This is a genomic window from Ruegeria sp. F12, from assembly GCF_056533885.1.
Genome location: NZ_JBQFOV010000007.1, coordinates 91288 through 109556, shown reverse-complemented (window position 1 = coordinate 109556; position 18269 = coordinate 91288). Strand labels below are relative to the sequence as shown.

22 protein-coding genes are annotated in these 18269 nt (G+C 59.1%); 6 read left to right on the top strand and 16 right to left on the bottom strand.

Features of this window, described 5'->3' with window-relative positions; translation table 11 throughout:
- From ACR0CA_RS11765 to ACR0CA_RS11725, 9 genes are read right to left on the bottom strand one after another with little or no spacing between them, the layout of a single operon-like run.
- The gene (locus ACR0CA_RS11765) at window positions 1-528 is read right to left on the bottom strand and encodes a flagellar basal body-associated FliL family protein (RefSeq protein WP_170790096.1); all 528 of its coding nucleotides are present in this window, start codon (window positions 526-528) and stop codon (window positions 1-3) included.
- A 10-nt stretch (window positions 529-538) separates the two neighbouring features.
- Window positions 539-1270 carry a flagellar basal body L-ring protein FlgH gene (gene flgH / locus ACR0CA_RS11760; protein ID WP_480899186.1) on the bottom strand — a complete coding sequence of 244 codons (732 nt, stop codon included), beginning with the start codon at window positions 1268-1270 and terminating at the stop codon, window positions 539-541.
- A complete protein-coding gene (gene flgA, locus ACR0CA_RS11755; RefSeq protein ID WP_480899184.1) occupies window positions 1270-1686 on the bottom strand; it encodes a flagellar basal body P-ring formation chaperone FlgA in 417 nt (138 codons plus the stop codon). Before flgA ends, flgH begins: the two co-directional genes overlap by 1 nt.
- Window positions 1686-2471 carry a flagellar basal-body rod protein FlgG gene (flgG, locus tag ACR0CA_RS11750; protein WP_480899182.1) on the bottom strand — a complete coding sequence of 262 codons (786 nt, stop codon included), beginning with the start codon at window positions 2469-2471 and terminating at the stop codon, window positions 1686-1688. Before flgG ends, flgA begins: the two co-directional genes overlap by 1 nt.
- A gap of 21 nt (window positions 2472-2492) precedes the next feature.
- Window positions 2493-3203 carry a flagellar hook-basal body complex protein gene (locus tag ACR0CA_RS11745; protein WP_480899180.1) on the bottom strand — a complete coding sequence of 237 codons (711 nt, stop codon included), beginning with the start codon at window positions 3201-3203 and terminating at the stop codon, window positions 2493-2495.
- Window positions 3203-3475 carry a flagellar biosynthetic protein FliQ gene (locus ACR0CA_RS11740; RefSeq protein WP_170353788.1) on the bottom strand — a complete coding sequence of 91 codons (273 nt, stop codon included), beginning with the start codon at window positions 3473-3475 and terminating at the stop codon, window positions 3203-3205. Before ACR0CA_RS11740 ends, ACR0CA_RS11745 begins: the two co-directional genes overlap by 1 nt.
- A 4-nt stretch (window positions 3476-3479) precedes the next feature.
- A complete protein-coding gene (gene fliE, locus ACR0CA_RS11735) occupies window positions 3480-3770 on the bottom strand; it encodes a flagellar hook-basal body complex protein FliE (RefSeq protein ID WP_480899178.1) in 291 nt (96 codons plus the stop codon).
- A gap of 11 nt (window positions 3771-3781) precedes the next feature.
- Window positions 3782-4168 (bottom strand): flagellar basal body rod protein FlgC, encoded by a 387-nt coding sequence (flgC, locus tag ACR0CA_RS11730; RefSeq protein WP_170790101.1) that lies wholly within the window; start codon window positions 4166-4168, stop codon window positions 3782-3784.
- Between the two features lie 12 nt (window positions 4169-4180).
- Window positions 4181-4567 carry a FlgB family protein gene (locus ACR0CA_RS11725; RefSeq protein ID WP_480899245.1) on the bottom strand — a complete coding sequence of 129 codons (387 nt, stop codon included), beginning with the start codon at window positions 4565-4567 and terminating at the stop codon, window positions 4181-4183.
- 87 nt (window positions 4568-4654) lie between these two features.
- On the opposite strand from ACR0CA_RS11725, the gene ACR0CA_RS11720 reads away from it, so the two are divergent.
- The 6 genes from ACR0CA_RS11720 to ACR0CA_RS11695 all read left to right on the top strand — a co-directional run bounded on the left by ACR0CA_RS11720 (window position 4655) and on the right by ACR0CA_RS11695 (window position 11879).
- Window positions 4655-5992 carry a FliI/YscN family ATPase gene (locus ACR0CA_RS11720; RefSeq protein ID WP_480899176.1) on the top strand — a complete coding sequence of 446 codons (1338 nt, stop codon included), beginning with the start codon at window positions 4655-4657 and terminating at the stop codon, window positions 5990-5992.
- 86 nt (window positions 5993-6078) lie between these two features.
- Complete coding sequence (locus tag ACR0CA_RS11715; RefSeq protein WP_480899174.1) at window positions 6079-6915, top strand: flagellar motor protein MotB; 837 nt, start codon at window positions 6079-6081, stop codon at window positions 6913-6915.
- A gap of 97 nt (window positions 6916-7012) precedes the next feature.
- Window positions 7013-8308: a flagellar hook protein FlgE gene (locus ACR0CA_RS11710; RefSeq protein ID WP_170790104.1), complete on the top strand. Its 1296-nt coding sequence runs from the start codon at window positions 7013-7015 to the stop codon at window positions 8306-8308.
- 18 nt (window positions 8309-8326) lie between these two features.
- On the top strand, window positions 8327-9778 hold the full coding sequence (gene flgK / locus ACR0CA_RS11705; RefSeq protein WP_480899172.1) for a flagellar hook-associated protein FlgK: 1452 nt from the start codon (window positions 8327-8329) through the stop codon (window positions 9776-9778).
- 2 nt (window positions 9779-9780) lie between these two features.
- Window positions 9781-10788, top strand: a complete 1008-nt coding sequence (locus ACR0CA_RS11700; protein ID WP_480899170.1) for a flagellin — start codon at window positions 9781-9783, stop codon at window positions 10786-10788.
- Window positions 10785-11879, top strand: coding sequence for a flagellar basal body P-ring protein FlgI (locus ACR0CA_RS11695; RefSeq protein WP_480899168.1), 1095 nt, complete (start codon window positions 10785-10787; stop codon window positions 11877-11879). The genes ACR0CA_RS11700 and ACR0CA_RS11695 overlap by 4 nt, the downstream gene beginning before the upstream one ends.
- Before the next feature lie 56 nt (window positions 11880-11935).
- Here ACR0CA_RS11695 and ACR0CA_RS11690 read toward each other — a convergent pair whose 3' ends face one another.
- The 7 genes from ACR0CA_RS11690 to ACR0CA_RS11660 form a co-directional block, all read right to left on the bottom strand.
- Entirely contained in the window at window positions 11936-12583 is a 648-nt protein-coding gene (locus ACR0CA_RS11690) for a DUF1523 family protein (protein ID WP_480504199.1), read from the bottom strand.
- Between the two features lie 11 nt (window positions 12584-12594).
- Entirely contained in the window at window positions 12595-12861 is a 267-nt protein-coding gene (locus ACR0CA_RS11685) for a hypothetical protein (RefSeq protein WP_170790109.1), read from the bottom strand.
- A complete protein-coding gene (locus tag ACR0CA_RS11680; RefSeq protein WP_480899166.1) occupies window positions 12862-14199 on the bottom strand; it encodes a DUF6638 family protein in 1338 nt (445 codons plus the stop codon).
- Between the two features lie 241 nt (window positions 14200-14440).
- Window positions 14441-14737 carry a hypothetical protein gene (locus ACR0CA_RS11675; protein WP_480899164.1) on the bottom strand — a complete coding sequence of 99 codons (297 nt, stop codon included), beginning with the start codon at window positions 14735-14737 and terminating at the stop codon, window positions 14441-14443.
- A 154-nt stretch (window positions 14738-14891) separates the two neighbouring features.
- Window positions 14892-16823, bottom strand: a complete 1932-nt coding sequence (locus ACR0CA_RS11670) for an AAA family ATPase (RefSeq protein ID WP_480899162.1) — start codon at window positions 16821-16823, stop codon at window positions 14892-14894.
- A gap of 57 nt (window positions 16824-16880) precedes the next feature.
- The gene (locus ACR0CA_RS11665; RefSeq protein ID WP_480899160.1) at window positions 16881-17999 is read right to left on the bottom strand and encodes a hypothetical protein; all 1119 of its coding nucleotides are present in this window, start codon (window positions 17997-17999) and stop codon (window positions 16881-16883) included.
- Window positions 17996-18256 (bottom strand): hypothetical protein, encoded by a 261-nt coding sequence (locus tag ACR0CA_RS11660; protein ID WP_480899158.1) that lies wholly within the window; start codon window positions 18254-18256, stop codon window positions 17996-17998. Before ACR0CA_RS11660 ends, ACR0CA_RS11665 begins: the two co-directional genes overlap by 4 nt.
- Window positions 18257-18269: the final 13 nt, after the last annotated feature.

The following is an 18269-nucleotide window of genomic DNA, read 5'->3' as shown; positions in this document are numbered from 1 at the left end:
TCAGGCATCCTGCCGGTTCACGCTCAGGATCATCACGTTCGAGATTTCCTTGCCCAGGTCTTTCTGCGCCACTTCCAACAAGGACTTACGCAGCGTGTCCAGATTTTCCGAAGTGGTGAAATTGCCGTCAAACCCACCTGTGTTGGCGTGATCGAACAGAACTTGCAGGAAGCGGTCGCGCAATTTCGGCTCTATGGCATAGAAAGTGTCGGTCATGCCCGGTTTAGCCTCAAGGCTAACGGACATCGTTACCATGGCCGAAATGCGCTCGGCTTCAACAACTGGTATCACAAACTGTTTGGTCAGTTTCAGATATTCCACATCGCTGCTCTTGTCGTCTTTCTCCGACGTTTTGAACTTCGGTTTGGGTTTCTCATCTTTGGCCTTTTTGTCCTTGGGCTCCTTTTCCGCGGACGCATATTCCTTGCCCTCTTGTGCGGGCGCGTCGGATGGGGCCAGGAAAAGCCCGGCCCCGACACCTACGCCAAGGCCTGCCAACAGAAACAAAACGGGGATCAGTTTTTTCATCAATCAACCCTCAAAACGGTAGAAGAGTGTCTAGAACCTGCTGCCCATAGCGCGGCTGCTGCACATCGGTAATCTGACCGCGCCCCCCATAGGACACCCGCGCAGAGGCAATCTTGTCATACGTGATTTCGTTCTGGCGCGAGATATCCTGCGGGCGCACATAGCCGGTTACCAGCAGCTCGCGCAGTTCGAAATTCACCCGTATTTCCTGCGAACCCGAGATCGCCAATACGCCATTGGGCAGCACATCAATCACGGTTGCTGCAACGCGCAGCGTCAGTTTCTCTTTGCGCTTTACCGACCCTTTGCCGCGACTGTTGGAGGCTGAATCAATCGACACCGCCTCATCCAAAGAGGCGCCTTCGGGCAGTTGCTCTGCCGCTCTTTGCGGCAGCCCGAACAGACCGGGCACCGAAAGGCTTTCGGATCCCGCGCGGGACCGGTTGGTGTCGTTGGAAATCTCGGCTTTTTCATCCAACTCGATCACGACCGTCAGGATATCGCCTTTCTTGATCGCCCGCTGATCGCCCAGCAGCGATTGCTGCCCGCCCGTCCACAGCGACGATTGATCGACCGCGCGTTGGGGCTGCGTATGCAGTGGCAGGCCGGGCCAAAGCATGGCGACATGTTCGGGCGAATCCTCATTGGGTGTGAAGCTGGGGGGTTTACCCAGGTGATCGACGCGGCCACAGGCGGTCAGAACCAACGTGCCCAGTAGGAGTGATTTGGTATATACTGACATCATTTTACCTCGATTTGTCCGTCGGTTCGGATAAAGCCGGTCACAGTGGTTCGCGACGACAGGTTCATCACCCGAATGCGATCGCCGACTGCCCCGCGACCCAACGCGCGCCCTTCTGCAGTGATCGACAGCGGTTGGCGATCAAAAATCAGAACCACCCGATCATTGCGGTCGACGATTGCGGGCGGTCCGAAATCGCCCGCGCGAATGGGACGGCCGGGATAGAGCGCCACGCGCGCCTCCTGCCCGATCAACACGTCCTGGCTGGAAATCGCCCCGGGTATGTCCTGTTCCTTGGTGGCCAGATCGGCGGCCGCGATGATCTCTTTCGCGCGGATCGTACGGGTCGGGACAACAATATCGGCCATCGCCGCGCAGGGTCCGGCCATCACAAGAATAAAAAACAGTACCCGCATCAGCGCACCTGTGTGGTTGCGCCCATCATCTGATCGACGGCCGAGATCACCTTGGCGTTCATCTCGTATCCCCGCTGGGCTTCGATCAGTTCGGTGACCTCGCGCACGGCGTCGACGGAACTGTCCTCAAGATAGCCCTGTCGCAGCGTGCCCAGGCCATCCTCGCCCGGAGATCCGACAACTGGTGCGCCCGAAGCTTCGGTCTCTTTGAACAGGTTACTGCCGATGGCCTCTAAGCCTTTGGCATTTGAAAAACTTGCCAGGGTGAATTCACCCAGCAGCTGCCCTTCGGCGGCATCGTCGAAATAGGCATAGACTTCGCCCGCTGAGTTGATTGAGATTGAGCGCGCGTCGTCGGGGATGGTAATCTCGGGCGCAACCGCGAACCCGTCCGAGGTGACAATCAGCCCCTCGGCTGACCGCTTAAGACTGCCGTCGCGGGTAAAGGCGGACTGACCATTGGGCAAAGCCACCTCCAGATAACCACGCCCTTCGATCGCCACATCCAGATCACTGCCCGTCGCTGACAACGCACCTTGCGCAAGTTGCACCGTCACCGCAGCGGGGCGCACCCCAAGACCAAGCTGAATACCCGTCGGCAATACCGTACCGTCATTGGCATTCACCGACCCGGCGCGCGCCATCTGCTGATAGTGCAGATCGGCAAATTCAGCCCGCCGCGCGTTGTAGCCGGTGGTGTTCATATTCGCGAGGTTGTTCGAGATCGTCTCAACCCGCATCTGCTGCGCGGTCATACCCGTCGCTGCGATTTTCAATGCCCGCATGTCAAATCCTCCGTTCTAAAGTCAGCGCATCAGCGCCTTGAGCGCGCCACGCACCCGTTCGTCTTCGGTTTCAAGAAAACTCTGGCCCAGCTCATAGGCGCGCTGGATTTCGACCAGCCGTGTCACTTGTTCGATCGCGTTGACGTTGGACCCTTCGAGAAAGCGATGAACGATAACCGGCTCTTCGATCGGCACTACGTCGCCTTCGCTACGGAACTGCGTGCTGCCTTCGCGCACCAGGGACTTGGGATCTTCGACCCGGTAGACACCAAGCTGTCCCAGCAACTGCCCCTCAATACTGAGTGTGCCGTCGCTGCCGACGTCGATCGAGGCCACGTCGGGGGGTACAAAAACCGGCGCGCCGTTGCTATCCAGCACACGGTGGCCATCCATCGTGACCAAATCTCCCTCGGCGCTTGGCGAGAACGCCCCTGCCCGTGTCAATCGATTGCCGGCCGGAGTTTCGACCATGAAGAACCCATCGCCTTCGATGGCGAAATCAAAATCGCCTCCAGTCTCAGTCAGAACCCCTTGCTGCAATGACGTGTTGCGCACCTCAGCCCGCGCCATTGACAAGGACGGATTGCCGGGCATGTCGCGCACGAATTCGGAAAACACCAAGCCTTGCGCGCGGTATCCGGTGGTGTTGGCATTTGCGATATTGTTCGCCACCAGCCGCATTTCGTTCATCAGCCCCGACTGGCGGGACAAGGTGGTATAGGCGGTATCCATCAGCGACCTCCGGCGATCAGCGGGACAAGGGTTGTGGTGAAAAACGTCACCAGCGTCTGGGTCATGAACCCCATGGAAATCCAGAACACGATGACGATGGCGATCAGCTTGGGCACGAAGGTCAGCGTCATCTCCTGCACCGAGGTCAGCGCCTGGAACAGGCCCACGATCAGGCCCGAAACCAGCGCCACAGCCAGGATCGGGACCGAGGTGATCACCGCGACCCACAGCGCCTGACGCACGATGTCATAGAACAGACCTTCGCTGAGCATCGCGTCAGACCGGCATCCGCAGGATTTCCTGATAGGCCTCGACCACTTTGTTGCGCACGACCACGGCCGTCTCGACCGCCAGTTCGGTCTGCGCCAGCGCCTGCACCAGCGCGTGCGGATCAGCCTGGCCGGTCATCGCGGTCTGCGAGATGGCCTCGGACTGTTTCAGCGTCGCGGCAAAATCCTGAAACGTGCTGCGCAATCCCTGCGCCATTCCGGCGTGATCGGAATCGGCCTGCGTTGCAGAGCGCGCGCCCGCATAGTTCTGGGCAGCATTGAGGGCTCGGATATCCATTCTGGTGTCCTTTATTTTCTGAGGAGTTCCATCAGGCTCGACGACATCTGACGTGTCTGGTCGAACATCTTGAGATTGGCTTCGTAACTGCGCTGTGCCTCGCGGGCGTCGGCGATCTCGATCATCAGATCGACATTCGAGCCGCGATAATGGCCGGTCTCATCCGCCATCGGATGACCGGGGTCGTAAACGCGCGACGCGTCGCGGCGGTCCAGCTTGACCCGCCCGGCCTGTACCACCTCACGCCCGTCTTTTCGCACGGTTTCGAACGGTACAGTCTTGCGGCGATACCCCGGCGTATCGGCGTTCGAGATATTCTCGGACACGTGTCGCAGACGCGCCGATTGCGCGCGCAGGGCGCTGGTCGAGGCGGCAAGGGAATGGGAAAAATCACTCATCTCACTACCCCTTTATGACCGGCCAAGACTGGTGCGCAGGATGTTCATCGAAGATTTGTAAATGGTCAGTGCGCGGTCATGCTGGCGCTTGACCTCGACCGCCTTGAACATCTCTTCCTCGATAGAAACACCGTTGCCATTGGGATCGCCCGAAGGCGCGACGTCATATTCGGCCCAAGGCTGCGACGCGTTGTTGCCGTTCAGATGCCCGGCCCGCGTGGCGATCATCGCCCCCTTGAGCCCGGTTTCTTCGAATGCTGTTCGAAAGGCCTCAAGATCGCGGGGCTGGTAGCCCGGCGTATCCGCATTGGCCATGTTACGCGCAATTACGGCCTGCCGTTGCCCGGCATGGGTTGCCATTGCGTGCGCTGTCTTAAAGACGTTCAGGTCATAGAACATCGGGGCTTCTCCCTCGATCAATTTCAATCAAGGCTTAACCCCGATTCCTTTAGAAACCGTTTTCAGAAACCCGTTGGAGAACCCACGATGTCCGATCTCGACCCAAGCTTTCTAAAATGCGAATTCGACCGTCTTTCCGCTGTGCGCCATGTGGGGCGTGTGTCCAGCGTGGCGCGTGGAGTTGTTGAAATTCAAGGACTTGAAGGGCAAGCACGGATCGGCGATCACCTGACCCTGCGGCGGCGCAGCGGTCCGGATCTGGGCGGGGAGGTGCTGCATGTCGAATCGGATTTGATTCATATGATGCCCGCGGCCGCGCCCGATGGCGTTTGTCTGGGCGACCGGGTGATTCTAGAGCAGACGCCTGAGTTTGCGCCGGGGATGCATTGGCTTGGACGGGTGGTTGATCCGTTCGGGAAACCACTGGATGGCAAACCTCTGCTCTCTGGCACGCAGGAGCGTGACATCATGCAGGCCCCGCCCCCCGCCGTCACCCGCAAACCGCTGGGCGCGCGGATGGAGACGGGGTTGGCCATGCTCAACACCATGCTGCCGGTGGTGCAGGGGCAGCGCATCGGGCTGTTCGCGGGTTCGGGCGTGGGCAAGTCGACGCTGCTGGCCACGCTGGCCAAGTCGATGCAGGCGGATGCGGTGGTGGTTGCACTGGTTGGTGAACGCGGGCGCGAGGTGAACGAATTCGTCGAACATGCGCTGGGGGCCGAGGGGATGAAGCGGTCGGTTGTGGTGGCCGCGACCTCAGATCAGTCGGCTCTGGCGCGCAGGCGTTGTGCCTGGTCGGCCATGTCGGTGGCCGAATATCTGCGTGATCAGGGGCTGAACGTCCTGTTCCTTGCCGACTCGGTGACGCGTTTTGCCGAGGCGCACCGCGAAATCGCTGTCGCCATGGGCGAGGCCCCGTCGCTGCGCGGTTTCCCTCCGTCAGTCACGCCGCTGATCGCCGGTCTGTGTGAACGGGCCGGACCTGGGACGGCGGATCAGGGCGATATCACTGCCGTGTTCAGCGTTCTCGTAGCAGGATCGGACATGGACGAGCCCGTGGCTGACATCCTGCGCGGCGTTCTGGACGGCCACATTGTCCTGAGTCGCGAAATTGCCGAGCGCGGGCGTTTCCCGGCCATCGACCTCAGCCGCTCAGTCTCGCGCAGCCTGCCCGGCGCGGCGACCGAAGACGAAAACCGCATGATCGCCGAGGCCCGCAAGCTGGTCGCCAGCTACGAGCAATCCGAGGTGATGATCAAGGCAGGGCTGTATTCCGAGGGCGCAGACCCGCTGCTGGATCAGGCCGTGCGCGTGCATGAGGAACTGGATACATTTTTTGCCAAGGCTGAACCAGATGGGATCGAAGGCAGCTTCAACCGGTTGAACCTGATCTTGCGGCGGGCAGGATCCAACCTTCCGCGATAGGGAAATCAAGACAGTTTTAAGTGTTAAGCCCACCTTAAGACCTGCCCGGCTACCCCTGTAGTCGGGTGATAAAAAAGGTGGTGGAGATGGGTGCGCAATCCAATGCGGCGCCAATCATCATCAAGAAGAAACGTGTGTCAGGTGGTGATGGCCACCACGGCGGCGCGTGGAAAGTCGCATATGCCGACTTTGTCACGGCCATGATGGCTTTCTTCATGTTGATGTGGCTGCTGAATGCAACGACGGAAAAACAACGCAAAGGGCTGGCGGACTATTTTTCGCCGACGATCCCGGTGAACCCGGTTTCGGGTGGGGGTAGCGGGGCCTTTGGTGGCGACAATATGTTCTCGGAGAAGACCCTGGCCATGAGCGGCTCTGGCGCCAGTCAACGCAGACCGACCGAAGCAAGGCAGGCGAAGGGTTCCATCGGGGTCAGTGCAGATGGCGGCGAGCGCGAGGTTCAGGATTTCACCACGCTTGAGGCCGAACTGATGGGGCGGACAGGCGAAAGTATGGTCTCGAACAAGGTCTTGCAGCACATCGTCACGCGCGTCACCGACGAAGGTCTTGTGGTCGAGCTGTTCGATACCGAAGACCAGCCCCTGTTCGAATCGGATAGTGACACACCAACGGCGATGATGCGGGCGCTGGCACTTTTGGTGGCGCGGTCCTCGGACCTGGTGACAAATGCGGTGGCCGTCGAAGGGCATGTGCGCGCCTCGCCCGTGGTTCTGGCACAGAACCCGGCCTGGGACGTATCAACCGCGCGCGCTCAGAAAGTGCGGCAAATGCTGCAGGATAAAGGGGTTACGCCGTCTCGACTGGATCGCGTCACGGGACATGCTGACCGAGAACTGACGGCCAAAAACCCGATGGCCGTGCGCAATAACAGGGTTGAGGTCATCTTTCTACGCAATCCTTGACCGCAAAAGGTAGGACGCATTTTACCTGTTAGCGCGCTGTTAAGGCCCAGCGCGTTAGCTGTTGCATCAAGAATTGACGCAACAGAAGGGCGTGCCAATGACTATTTCTTCTTCGCTGAATGCCGGTGTGGCCGCATTGAAGGCCAATGCCAACCGGCTGGCGACCATTTCCGACAACATCGCGAACTCATCGACTTTCGGATACAAACGGGTCGAGACGGATTTTCATTCCATGGTCACGTCCGGTCAGGGCGGCAGCTATTCCGCGGGGGGTGTCCGCACCACCAGCCAGCGTCTGATCGACCAGCGCGGCTCGCTTGTGACCACCAACAATTCGACCGATCTGGCCGTACGCGGGCGTGGGATGCTGCCGGTGCGGCCCAGCTCGCAAATCGCGAGTGGCTCGAATGAGATGTTGCTGACCACTACGGGCTCGTTTCGCACCAACGAAGAAGGGTATCTGGTCACGGAATCCGGACTGGTGCTGCTGGGCTGGCGCGCCAATCCGGACGGGACAATCCCGGCTGTACCGCGCGACACACCTGCCGCGCTGGAACCAATCCAGCTGAGCGTCAACCAACTGTCCGGTGCGCCAACCACACAGATGAACCTGCGTATGAACCTGCCCGCCACGGCCACCGATGCCGGGGCACCGGGCGACACACAGCCCCTGTCGGTTGAATATTTCGACAATTTGGGCAAATCGGAAAGCGTGGATATTGAGCTGGTCCCAACGGTTCCCGCCACAGGCAGTAGTAATGAGTGGACTATGATCCTGCGCGACTCCGCGTCGGGTGGGGCAATCGTCGGGGAATATACCCTGACTTTCACCGACAGTCGCACCGCGGGCGGAACACTGGCCAGCGTGACAGCGGTTTCCGGTGGTGCTTATGACCCGGCGACGGGAAGCCTGATGGTGAACGTGGCGGGCGGCCCGATGGAGATCAATATCGGTCAGATTGGCGACGCCGATGGCATCACGCAGTTGTCGGATACGTTTGCTCCGGTCTCGATCACCCGAGATGGTTCGGCGGTTGGAACGATGACCAGCGTTCAGGTCGACGAGAACGGATATGTCTACGCGTTTTATGACACAGGCGTCAGTCGCCGCATGTTCCAGATCCCGCTGGCGGATGTGCCCAACCCGAACGGGCTGACGGCACTGGACAGCCAGACCTACGCCCCCTCCCGTGAAAGCGGGACCTTTTTCCTGTGGAACGCGGGCGAGGGTCCAACCGGCGATCTGGTCTCATTCGCGCGCGAGGAATCCACGACCGATGTGGCGACCGAACTGACCTCGATGATCCAGACACAAAGGGCCTATTCCTCAAGTGCCAAGGTGATCCAGACGGTGGATGAGATGCTTCAGGAAACCACCAATATCAAACGTTAACCCAGGGGGATCTGTCTCATGAACATGTCGACAGCCTTGAACAACGCCATCGGCGGCCTGACCGCCGCCAGCCGTGGCGCCGCTGTTGTCTCCGGCAATATCGCCAATGCGCTGACACCGGGATACGCGCGCAGGTCGCTGGAGCTGACGACCAACACGATTTCCGGCCACGGCGTTCGAACTGTCGGCGTGGTTCGGCACCAGGACCCGGTCCTGACGGCCAATAGGCGAAGCGCGGACGCGGATCTTTCCCTTCAAACGGTAGTTTCGGGACTTCACACTCAACTCGAACGTCTGGTGGGCGGACCCGACGATGCGACCTCGCTCGCGGCTAGGCTTGCCGATTTCGACGGCAGTCTGATTACCGCCGCCAGCCTGCCCGAGTCGTCCGAACGGTTGGATCAGGTGGCGCGTACGGGGCGCGATCTTGCAGACAAATTGAACGCGACCTCGGAAGGGTTGCGTCAGATGCGATCGGACGCTGATCGCACAATCGGCAAACAGGTGGACAGCCTGAACCAGACGCTCAAAGATCTGAAAGAGATCAACGCCAAAATCCCCGCCGTGAAATATGCGGGGGGCGACATCGGCGCGCTTCTGGATCAGCGCCAAGTACTGATTGATCAGGTGAACCAGATCTTACCCGTCAACGTCGTGCCGCGCGCGAATGATCAGGTATCGATCTATTCTGACGGCGGCTTGATCCTTTTGGAGGGCAGCGCGGCCGAGTTCTCTTACACCACGACCGGTGACACCAAGCCCCATATGACCGTCGACAACGGGCTGCTGTCGGGTCTGACACTAAACGGCAACCCGGTTCGAACGTTAGGCGACAACGCACAGATCCGGGGCGGCGCACTGGCTGCACAGTTCCATATCCGCGACGCGCTTGCAGTTGAGGTTCAGTCCAATCTGGACACGGTAGCCCAAGACCTGATCGAACGGTTCGAAACACCGGGGCTGGACCCGACCGCCCTACCCACTGACGCAGGGGTGTTTACGGATGGAGGCAATCGGTTTGACCCGGCAGCACCGGCGGGACTTGCATCGCGGATCAGTCTGAACCAAATCGTCGACCCCGATGCGGGGGGTCAAAGCTGGCGGCTACGCGCGGGGCTTGGGGCGGCGGCTCCTGGTGATCCGGGGGATGCCTCGCAATTGCATGCGTTCAGCGCCATCCTCAGTGCGGCCCGGCCGGTTCCAAACCCAGTTTTCGGCACCGGAGATATGCGCGCCTCGGGCTTGACCGAAGCGCTGATGTCCAAAACCGGGGCCGACGCGCATACGGCCAATCAGCGTCTGGTTTTCGCCAACAGCACGCAAGAAGAGATGGCCCGGATCGAAGCCGAGCAGGGCGTCGACACGGATCAGGAATTACAGCGCCTCATCCAGATCGAGCAGACCTACGCCGCCAATGCGCGGCTGATCTCGGTAGTGGATGAGCTGATGGAAACCCTGTTGAGGTTGTAAGAATGAGTCTGACGTCTATCGGAGATCTGGCGCGGGGTTTGACGTTGAAAACTCGCGCGACCGACATCAAAAACCAGATCGAAACACTGTCCTACGAAATGGCCACCGGCAAAGTGCAGGATGTATCGGGCCGTTTGGACGGAGATTATTCGCATCTCTTGGATCTGGATCGCAGCCTTGCCCGACTTGATGCCTTTCAGGTCGCCACGTCCGAGGCCGGGTTGTTCACCGATGCCATGCAGCTGAGCCTGACAACCGTTGACCATTCCGTCTCGGAAATCACTGCATCTCTGCTGTCATTCGGAACATCCAACCAGGCCGTGACCCACGAAAACGCCTCGGTTCAGGCGCAGAATGAGTTGGACACGGTTATTTCTGCGCTGAACACGCGGGCGGGCGGGCGCAGCCTGTTTTCCGGAACGGCGACCGATGTATCTCCTTTGCCGTCTGCGCAAACTTTGCTGGCCGCGCTCAAGACTGAGCTAACCGGGGCGGTTACAGTGGCCGATATCCGTCAACGCGCCGAGGATTGGTTCAACGATCCGGCAGGTTTTGATGCGGTGATCTATCAGGGCTCTGCAACGACGCTGTCCCCAATGCAAATATCGGAATCAGAAAGCGTCAGAGTCCCGGTGACGGCAACCGATCCTGCGCTCAAGGCGGCCTTGCGCGATATCGCTGTTGCGGCCGCTGTCGCCGACCCTGCCTTGGGAATTCCACGGGATCAACGAACAGATCTCTTCGAGCAACTCGGGGTTGATCTGGCCAATACCCAGAACGAAACCGTCAATCTGCGGGCCAGGATCGGTGTGGCCGAGGCGCGGATTGAACAAGCCGCCACGCGCAACAATGCCGCCCGGACCAGTCTGGAATACAGCCGCAACAAACTGATCGCCGCAGACCCCTATGAAACGGCGGCACAGTTGCAAACAGTCCAGTTCCAGTTGGAAAGCCTGTTTTCCGTCACAGTCCGCAACGCCAACCTGTCACTGGTGAATTTCCTGAGATGAGAGTTCTTGTTTTCCTTTTGATGTTGCTGCCCAGCCTGGCATCTGCCGGGGCAATCCGCCTGAAAGACCTAGTGGATTTCGACGGAGTGCGCGGCAACGATCTGGTCGGTTATGGTCTTGTGGTCGGGCTGAACGGAACCGGGGATGGGTTGCGCAACTCGCCGTTCACCGAAGAGATCATGTCGAACATTCTGGAACGGCTGGGCGTGAACGTCACCGGTGAAGATTTTCGTCCCAAAAACGTAGCGGCTGTGCTGGTGACAGCCAGCCTGCCGCCATTTGCGCGGGTAGGTGGGCAGATTGACGTGACAGTCTCTGCCATAGGGGATTCCAGCAGCCTGTTGGGTGGGACATTGATCATGACCCCGCTGAACGCCGCCGACGGGCAGATCTATGCGGTCGCGCAGGGTACAGTACTTGCGGGCGGTGCCTCGGCTGAAGGTCAGGCCGCAACCGTGGTGCAAGGCGTGCCGACCGCGGGCGTGATCCCTTCGGGTGCGCGGGTGGAACGGGAAATCGACTTTGATCTGTCGACCCTGACGCAGATGCGGCTGGCCCTGCGCGAACCGGATTTTACCACCGCAGGCCGAATTGAGGGGGCGATCAATACCGAATTCAACCGACCTGTTGCCATCATGCGGGATTCGGGCACCGTTGAGCTGAACATCGCCGCCACTCAGGCCATATCAACAGCGCACGCGATCGGTCGGATCGAAAACATCCTGGTCGAGCCCGAAACAAAGGCCCGCGTGGTCGTCGATCAACGGTCAGGCACAATCGTAATGGGACAAGAGGTGCGCATTTCGCGCGTTGCGGTCTCTCAAGGAAACCTGACCCTGACGGTCGAGGAAGCCCCAATTGCGATACAGCCCAACCCATTTGCGCGGGGAGAAACAGTTGTGGTGCCCCGCACGATCGCCGGGATCGAAGAGGAAGAAGGCACGGGATTGGCCGAAATTCCCGAGGCGACAACCTTGTCCGAGGTTGTCGCCGGCCTGAACGCGCTTGGTGTGTCGCCGCGTGATATGATCGACATCCTCAAGACAATCAAAGCCGCTGGGGCGCTCCACGCGGAATTTGTCGTTCGCTAGATGTACAAGGGTCTGCTTCGGCAAAGAATGGCAGCAGACCCGGTATCTGGAATACGTTACTTCGATTTCCAGGTATTCAACCACTTTTTGAAACGGCTGCTTTGTTCGCCGATCGCGTCGCCGGCAGCGTAGAGCCCATCCTCAACATTCTCGATCACCGGATCGACCCGCGCCGCGCGGAAGCGTCGCCAGCGCACCCAAATGGCCCAGATCAGCGCTGCGAGCACCGTCAGAAAAATGATGTTGAACCAGGGGATCAGGCGCACATCCGGGCTGTCGACGGGGCGCACGGAAACAGCGTTGGGAAAGATCGACATCAGCTGATTGCGCCAGCCATAGTGGCGCAAAACCACCCATTGCGGGTTGTCTGCTGTCGAAACAAGGTTGGTCAACTCGGCCTGCAAGTTGGAACTATCCAACTTGAAATAGGGTGGCCAGCCCCAACCGGTATCTTCGTTGCGATAGACGCGCGGCTTGCCGTTGGGGCGGAAAGTTTCGACAAAGCGCACGTCGCGGTTGACGGTCTGCGCACCTTCTTGCCCGGTGTCCTGCTGCGCCCAAAAGATCGAATTCTCACCGAAATCGACGCGCCGCACCTCGGTCTTCACGATACGCACCACATCCTGTTGTGGCAGAGTGTATTCCAAAACCGAGGCAATCAGCCCCCAGAACACAATGATGAACGCCCATTTGACATAGACCATCTATCCGGTCCTCACATGAAATTTGTTATATAGATCAACAGGGCAATCGCCCCAAGCGGGATGACATAGACACCCAACAACAGTTTCTTGCGAAACGAGTTGTCATACTGCCGCATCCCACGTTCAAGAAATGCGTCACGATCACCACGCAACCCTTTCTTTTCCCAATGGGCAATCAGCTTGCGGCGACGCACCAGACGGGAATAGATCGACAGCCCAACGTAGATCACGGTCAGGACAATCAACAGGGGGATCAGAAATCGTATCGCGACGAACATTCACCCTCTCTCCAATGCGCCCCAGGGGCCGACCCGCGCAATCACCGCCTCACTGACCCGGTCCTGGCCGCTCATGTCGGGCTCATGCCCAAACAAGGCGGCGCGAGCCCCGGCCTTGTCCACCTGATACTCGCGCGCGAGAAAGTCGGCAACATAGGTTTTCTTGTTCTCAGGCCAGGTTTTGTAGGTGCTGTAGAACAATTCCTTGTGGCAGATGAACAACTGGCGCGGGTCCAACGGGGCCAATTCGGCCAGCAGCATATTCACCAGATCCCGATGCGGGGTGTCCTTTGCGCGCAGGGTGTAGAAATAGGCCGGATGGTCCGAAGTGATTCGCGGCCACGGCCCGCCATCGGTCGCCCAGCGCAGCAATTGCGCCAACCCGTGATAGGCCTCGGGCAGGTGGTCGGCGTGGTTTCGGGCTAGACGACGCATGTCGCGGCGCTCCAACCCTGTCAGATCAACCCCTGAACCCGCAGCCGCCGCCACGGTCAGAAAATCCATCTTTTGTTGCAGAATGGCGGCGGAATCCACGCCGCGCGCCTCGATGACCGTTTCGACAAGATTGTTGTAGCCCAGAAACTTGGCGATCTGATTGCGCTGCGATTTGTGGAACACATACTTCATCGACAGATCGTCAGGCGTATCACCCATACAGATCGCCGCCGGATGGTCGAGGTCCGGAAAAAGGTAAAGCCCGCCATAATGCGCGGTCCAGAAATTCGGCTGCTCAAAGGCTGTGTGGCGCAGCCGAACCGGGTTGCGGGTGACGTCACCGGTGTCCTTGGCGGTATCGATCATCTCGGCAATCAGAACATCATCGAACCAGGCGTCCTGTTCGGTCTTGAACCGTTCGACCAAACCCGCAAGCTGTTCAGCCTTGCGCAAGGTGCCGCCGACCGTATCGGCCTCGATCTCAATCTTGCGCAGGTTCAGCAGATCATTGGGCGTGCTGAGTTTGAAGACCGAGTTCACCAGCTCTCCGGCCACGGCATCGGTGGCGGTCAGGGCGAACAGCTGCGCCTCGTTCATCTCGATGAACTCGCGCAGAATGTCACGCGAAGTCGAGAATTTGACGTTCAGCAGAGGCGCGCGTTTCTGCTCGGTCGTCAGCAGGATGAACTGCCGGTTGACCCCGTTTGGGTTGAGGTAGAGCGGGTCGTCCAATTCCTGCCCAATCTCTGGGGAATAGCCCGAGATATCGACGTGGAAATCCGTAAGCTGAGTGGCCTTGCCCGCCAGATGCTGCAACGCGCGGTTATACCGTTCGACCAAGGCCGGGCTGGAGATGTGGACAAGATTGCCGAACATCAGGCCTTTTTCGATGAGACGGATCATGACGTTTGCCTCTTCGAAATCCATTTCCAAAACACAACCAAGGAAGACACAATCACGCCCAAGACGCACCCAAGCACTAGAAAGCTATAAAAAACTTCGCTTGGTGGATCCGTAACGCCGCATGTCCGTACAACACGGAAGTTTTCAGGCAGCAGTCCTTCCCAACCGCAAATAGTGACTGTCATCAATACAGCCAAAAAGACCGCGAAAAAAGCTGTGACGATGATTAATCTCAAGCTGGTCACCTCGTCATTCTATTAAGGCGCCAAACAACCACAACCGCCAACACCAGCAGCGGAAGTGCAAATGCCCGCGCAGTGATTTGCAGGTTGAAACCGATGTAAGACACCACGCTGCCCTCGAACAGGATCAGCGTCTCTTCCCATGTCGTGCCCTCAAACCCGCCGCCTGCGTTCACGCCGAATTGGGTTAGGAACAGCACCGCCACCGCGCCCAGAAAGCCGAATACACCCCAGCGCAGGGGCAGGATCAGACCCAAAACAAGGGCGAAAGCGGTGATTGCGACTGTCAACGTCATGTCTCTTTCTCCTTTGACTGACAGAGCGCATCAGTGCGCGCTCTGACGTTCAAAGTCTGTGCGATCACATGTGGTAACAACGGCCGGCCAAGAAAACGTGAAGGCATTTCAGCCAACTGATCTGGACAGTTTGATTGCTTGATCAAAGTAGCCGTCACCCTTTCCCCTCCAGGTGCCGCCGCTTGGCCTCTTCCATCCGACCCATCTCGCGCACTGCGTTCTCAATCGCGACCTCATCGCTCTTGTCGGCATAGCGGAACTCGCTGTCGGCGTAGCGGTTGATTTCCTGCATCACCATCTCGACCGTGATCGGCTGGCGCAGCTCCTCGATCATGCCCTTCTTGGTGTCGTAGTCGCGGAACAGGAACAGGTCGGGGTTCTCCATCCACTCATCCGGCAGTTCGAAATCCATCGCACGGACCTTGACCGCGTCGGTGATGTTCTTGATCGCGCGACCCGTAAACCTCTCGTCCGCCTGCTGGATCGCCTTGAGGTAGGTGCCCAGCTTGGCAATTGTGTCCATCTGGCCGATCTCACCGGAAACCCGGTCATAGACCTGTAGCAAGGCGTCCCCATGCGGGCGGGAGTGGCTTTCGAAACTGGCGGCGACGGCCTTTTTAATCTCCTGCGCGGCATAGGCGTCGTGTTCACCCAGCGGGATATCGTGGTTGCGGCCCATTAACAGGTGCAGGATGTCAATGTAATCCTCGCGCGTTTGCGGCCCGTCCACCAGGAACCGCGCGCCCGCCCGCTGGCGTAGGGCGTCGTCCACATTCTCGGGGTAGTTCGAGAACATGCCAAAGGTGCAATTGCCGCGCACAACAGTGTTGGCACCTGCAAAGCTTTCCATCAGCACGGCGGTGATTTCCAGTTGGCCCGCGCTGGACTGCCGGTCGCCGCGTTTGCCTGCCAGTTGGTCGATATCATCGATGGTGCCAAAGCCGATAACCGAGGGGTCGATGATCGTGTTGATAAACGCCTTGGCGTTCTGACCGGACTTGCCCTGATAGCTGTCTATATTGTCGGTGCTCAGGTTTTGATAGCGGAACGGATAGCCCGCGTTCTGGCAATAGTCGTTGATCAACCCGGCCATCATCTGGATCAGGGTGGTCTTGCCGGTGCCCGGTTTGCCGTCGCCCATGAAGGTAAAGATGAACCCGCCCAACTCGGCAAACGGGTTCAGGCGGCGGTCAAAATCATAGGCCATGAGCATCTTGGCCAGCTTCATCGCCTGATATTTGGCGATATGGTTGCCGACCACTTCGTTCGGTTTCTTGAACGTCATGGTCAGGGTGGTGGATTTGGCTTTGGAGGCGGGTTCGAACCCCCGGATCGTCAAGTCATCCGCCTCGATATGCCAGGCGGCGTTCTGGAACGGGGTCAAATGACCCGCCGACTGCGCGCGTAGGGCGGCCTTGTCCATCAGTTGTTCGGCATAGGCGCTGGTGGCCGCGATCAGATGCGCATCGTCCGGGGCGTGTTTCGCCAACATCTGATCCAGCTCCCACAAGGCACCGTGCAGCGCAAGCTGGCCATTGTCGGTCAGAATCTCTTCAATCTCGCCCAGATCAACGGTGGTTTCGCCCAGATGGGACGACATCAGATACGCCAGTGCATTGCCGAAGGTGTGAGATGTAATCAAAGCCTCAGCCGTCAGCAATTCCGAAAACTCGCTCTTGCGCGCAGCGGGCAAATCCCCCGCCAGATTGGCGCGCTTCAGATCGGCCAGAGCGGTTTGCTCCGCATAAGCCTCGGCCACGGCCAGGGCGATGGCAATCGCGCGGCGCACAGCCTGCTGCGTCGTGGCCTGTTGCGGAGAAACCAACGCATCGCCATCATCCGCAGCCTCGATCCGCTCGACCAGATGCACCCCATCCGCGCGCACCGTGCGCCGTGTCACCAACCCCGGAGTCGTGGATCTAAACCGCCGCCCCGTCGACACGCCCGAGGACCGCTCGACCGCCGCCTCAACCGGTTTGGCAATCCGCGGCGCATGCTCGAACCCGTTCAGCAAGGCGGTCGCTGCCGGGTAATGCTTACGAATATCGTCTTCGCGCAATTCCATCTGATCTGACGTCAAACTCATCTCAAAAACTGCCCTTGCTTCTTCTGTTCAAAAATACCTCCGCCGGAGGCAAAAAATCTAATAGCGCAACACTTGCCCCGTCTTGCTGACAACGAATTTGCGCACGTCACCAAAGCCCGGCGGGTCGCGCTCTGCCAGAACCTGAAACGGGCGCTGAGGCAGGATAATCGACCGCTGCGTGCGCGTGGCCCCAGTCTCGGCCCCTTGCGCGCCAAACGGATCCAAAGCAAAAATTTCGCGCTCAACGGTCGAGAACCACCCGGCGCGTTCCTCGAAAACGTCCTCGCTCTCCAGTTCCTCGGTGGTCCAGGCCAGCGCCCAATCCTGACCCTCGGGGGCCTGAGCGTCCTCCAGCACTTGCCGCAAGGGGCCGGATTGCTCGGTATAGGCCGAGGAATACATCGGCCCCACATGGATGCGGCGCAGGTGCTTGGGGTGCAGATCGTCGAAATCCTGATCGAACCCTTTGGCAATCGTCACCAGCTTCAACCCGCCCAAGGATTGCGCCATCAGATGCGCCTGCACCTCGGGCCAGCGGCGTTGGTCTTTGGGCAGGGCGGTCCTGCCACTGTCCTCCACCTGCATCATGTAGATGACCGGCAGGTTGATCTGACTGTCATAGACCGCCCAATGGATCAGGAACTTGCGCCGCTCACCCTCATTTCCAATCCAGTGGCACTCGGGATCGTTGCGGGACCAGAACAACTGACCTTTCAGCAATTCCTCGTAATAGAGCCTTTGAGACAGCGCGAATTGCAGCTTGGTCGGGATTTCGCGGTCGCCAATGATCGTCCGCACCATGTCGGTTTTCAGATCATCGGCTGAGGGCATATTCGCCAGATGCACCTGCGCCTGTTGCGCGTCGTTGGCCATGGTCAGCAACTCGGCCGCCACCGGAAACCCGCTGTCGCGCTTGTCCATGGCGAGGCTGCCAAAGAACCGCCCCGTATCGCGCCCGACCAGCAGGTATTTCATGCTGAGCGCTCTAAAGGTGTAGAGCAGCCCCGAAAGGTAGCGCGACACGATCCGCACCTCTTGCTTGCTGATGGCGCCCTCCGCCTCCATCGTCGCGGCCACGCGCAGGAGGTGGACGGAGATCACCTCGAATTTGCGGAAATATCGGCGCGAGGCGAAGGTGTCGGTCAGGCCGACATGATCTTGGGTAGGGTCAGTCATTTGCGGTTTCCGAACCCATCGAAGAGCCACGGACGATGTTTCTTATCTATTCTTTGCATTTCTTCTTTTAGCATCCCCATCGAAAAAAGAAGGGCGCAAAAGCTCCCGATCCCTACAGCAAGGTTCACCAAGAGGAACAAGAATTCGTACTCACCCAAAAACCTTTGGGATACGAAAAATACAACAAGCATCGCTGCCGCTAGGCACGCGCACATCGTCAGCATCTTTAGGAGCAGAAAAACTACGTCTTTTGCCACGTTGCAGTCCGCC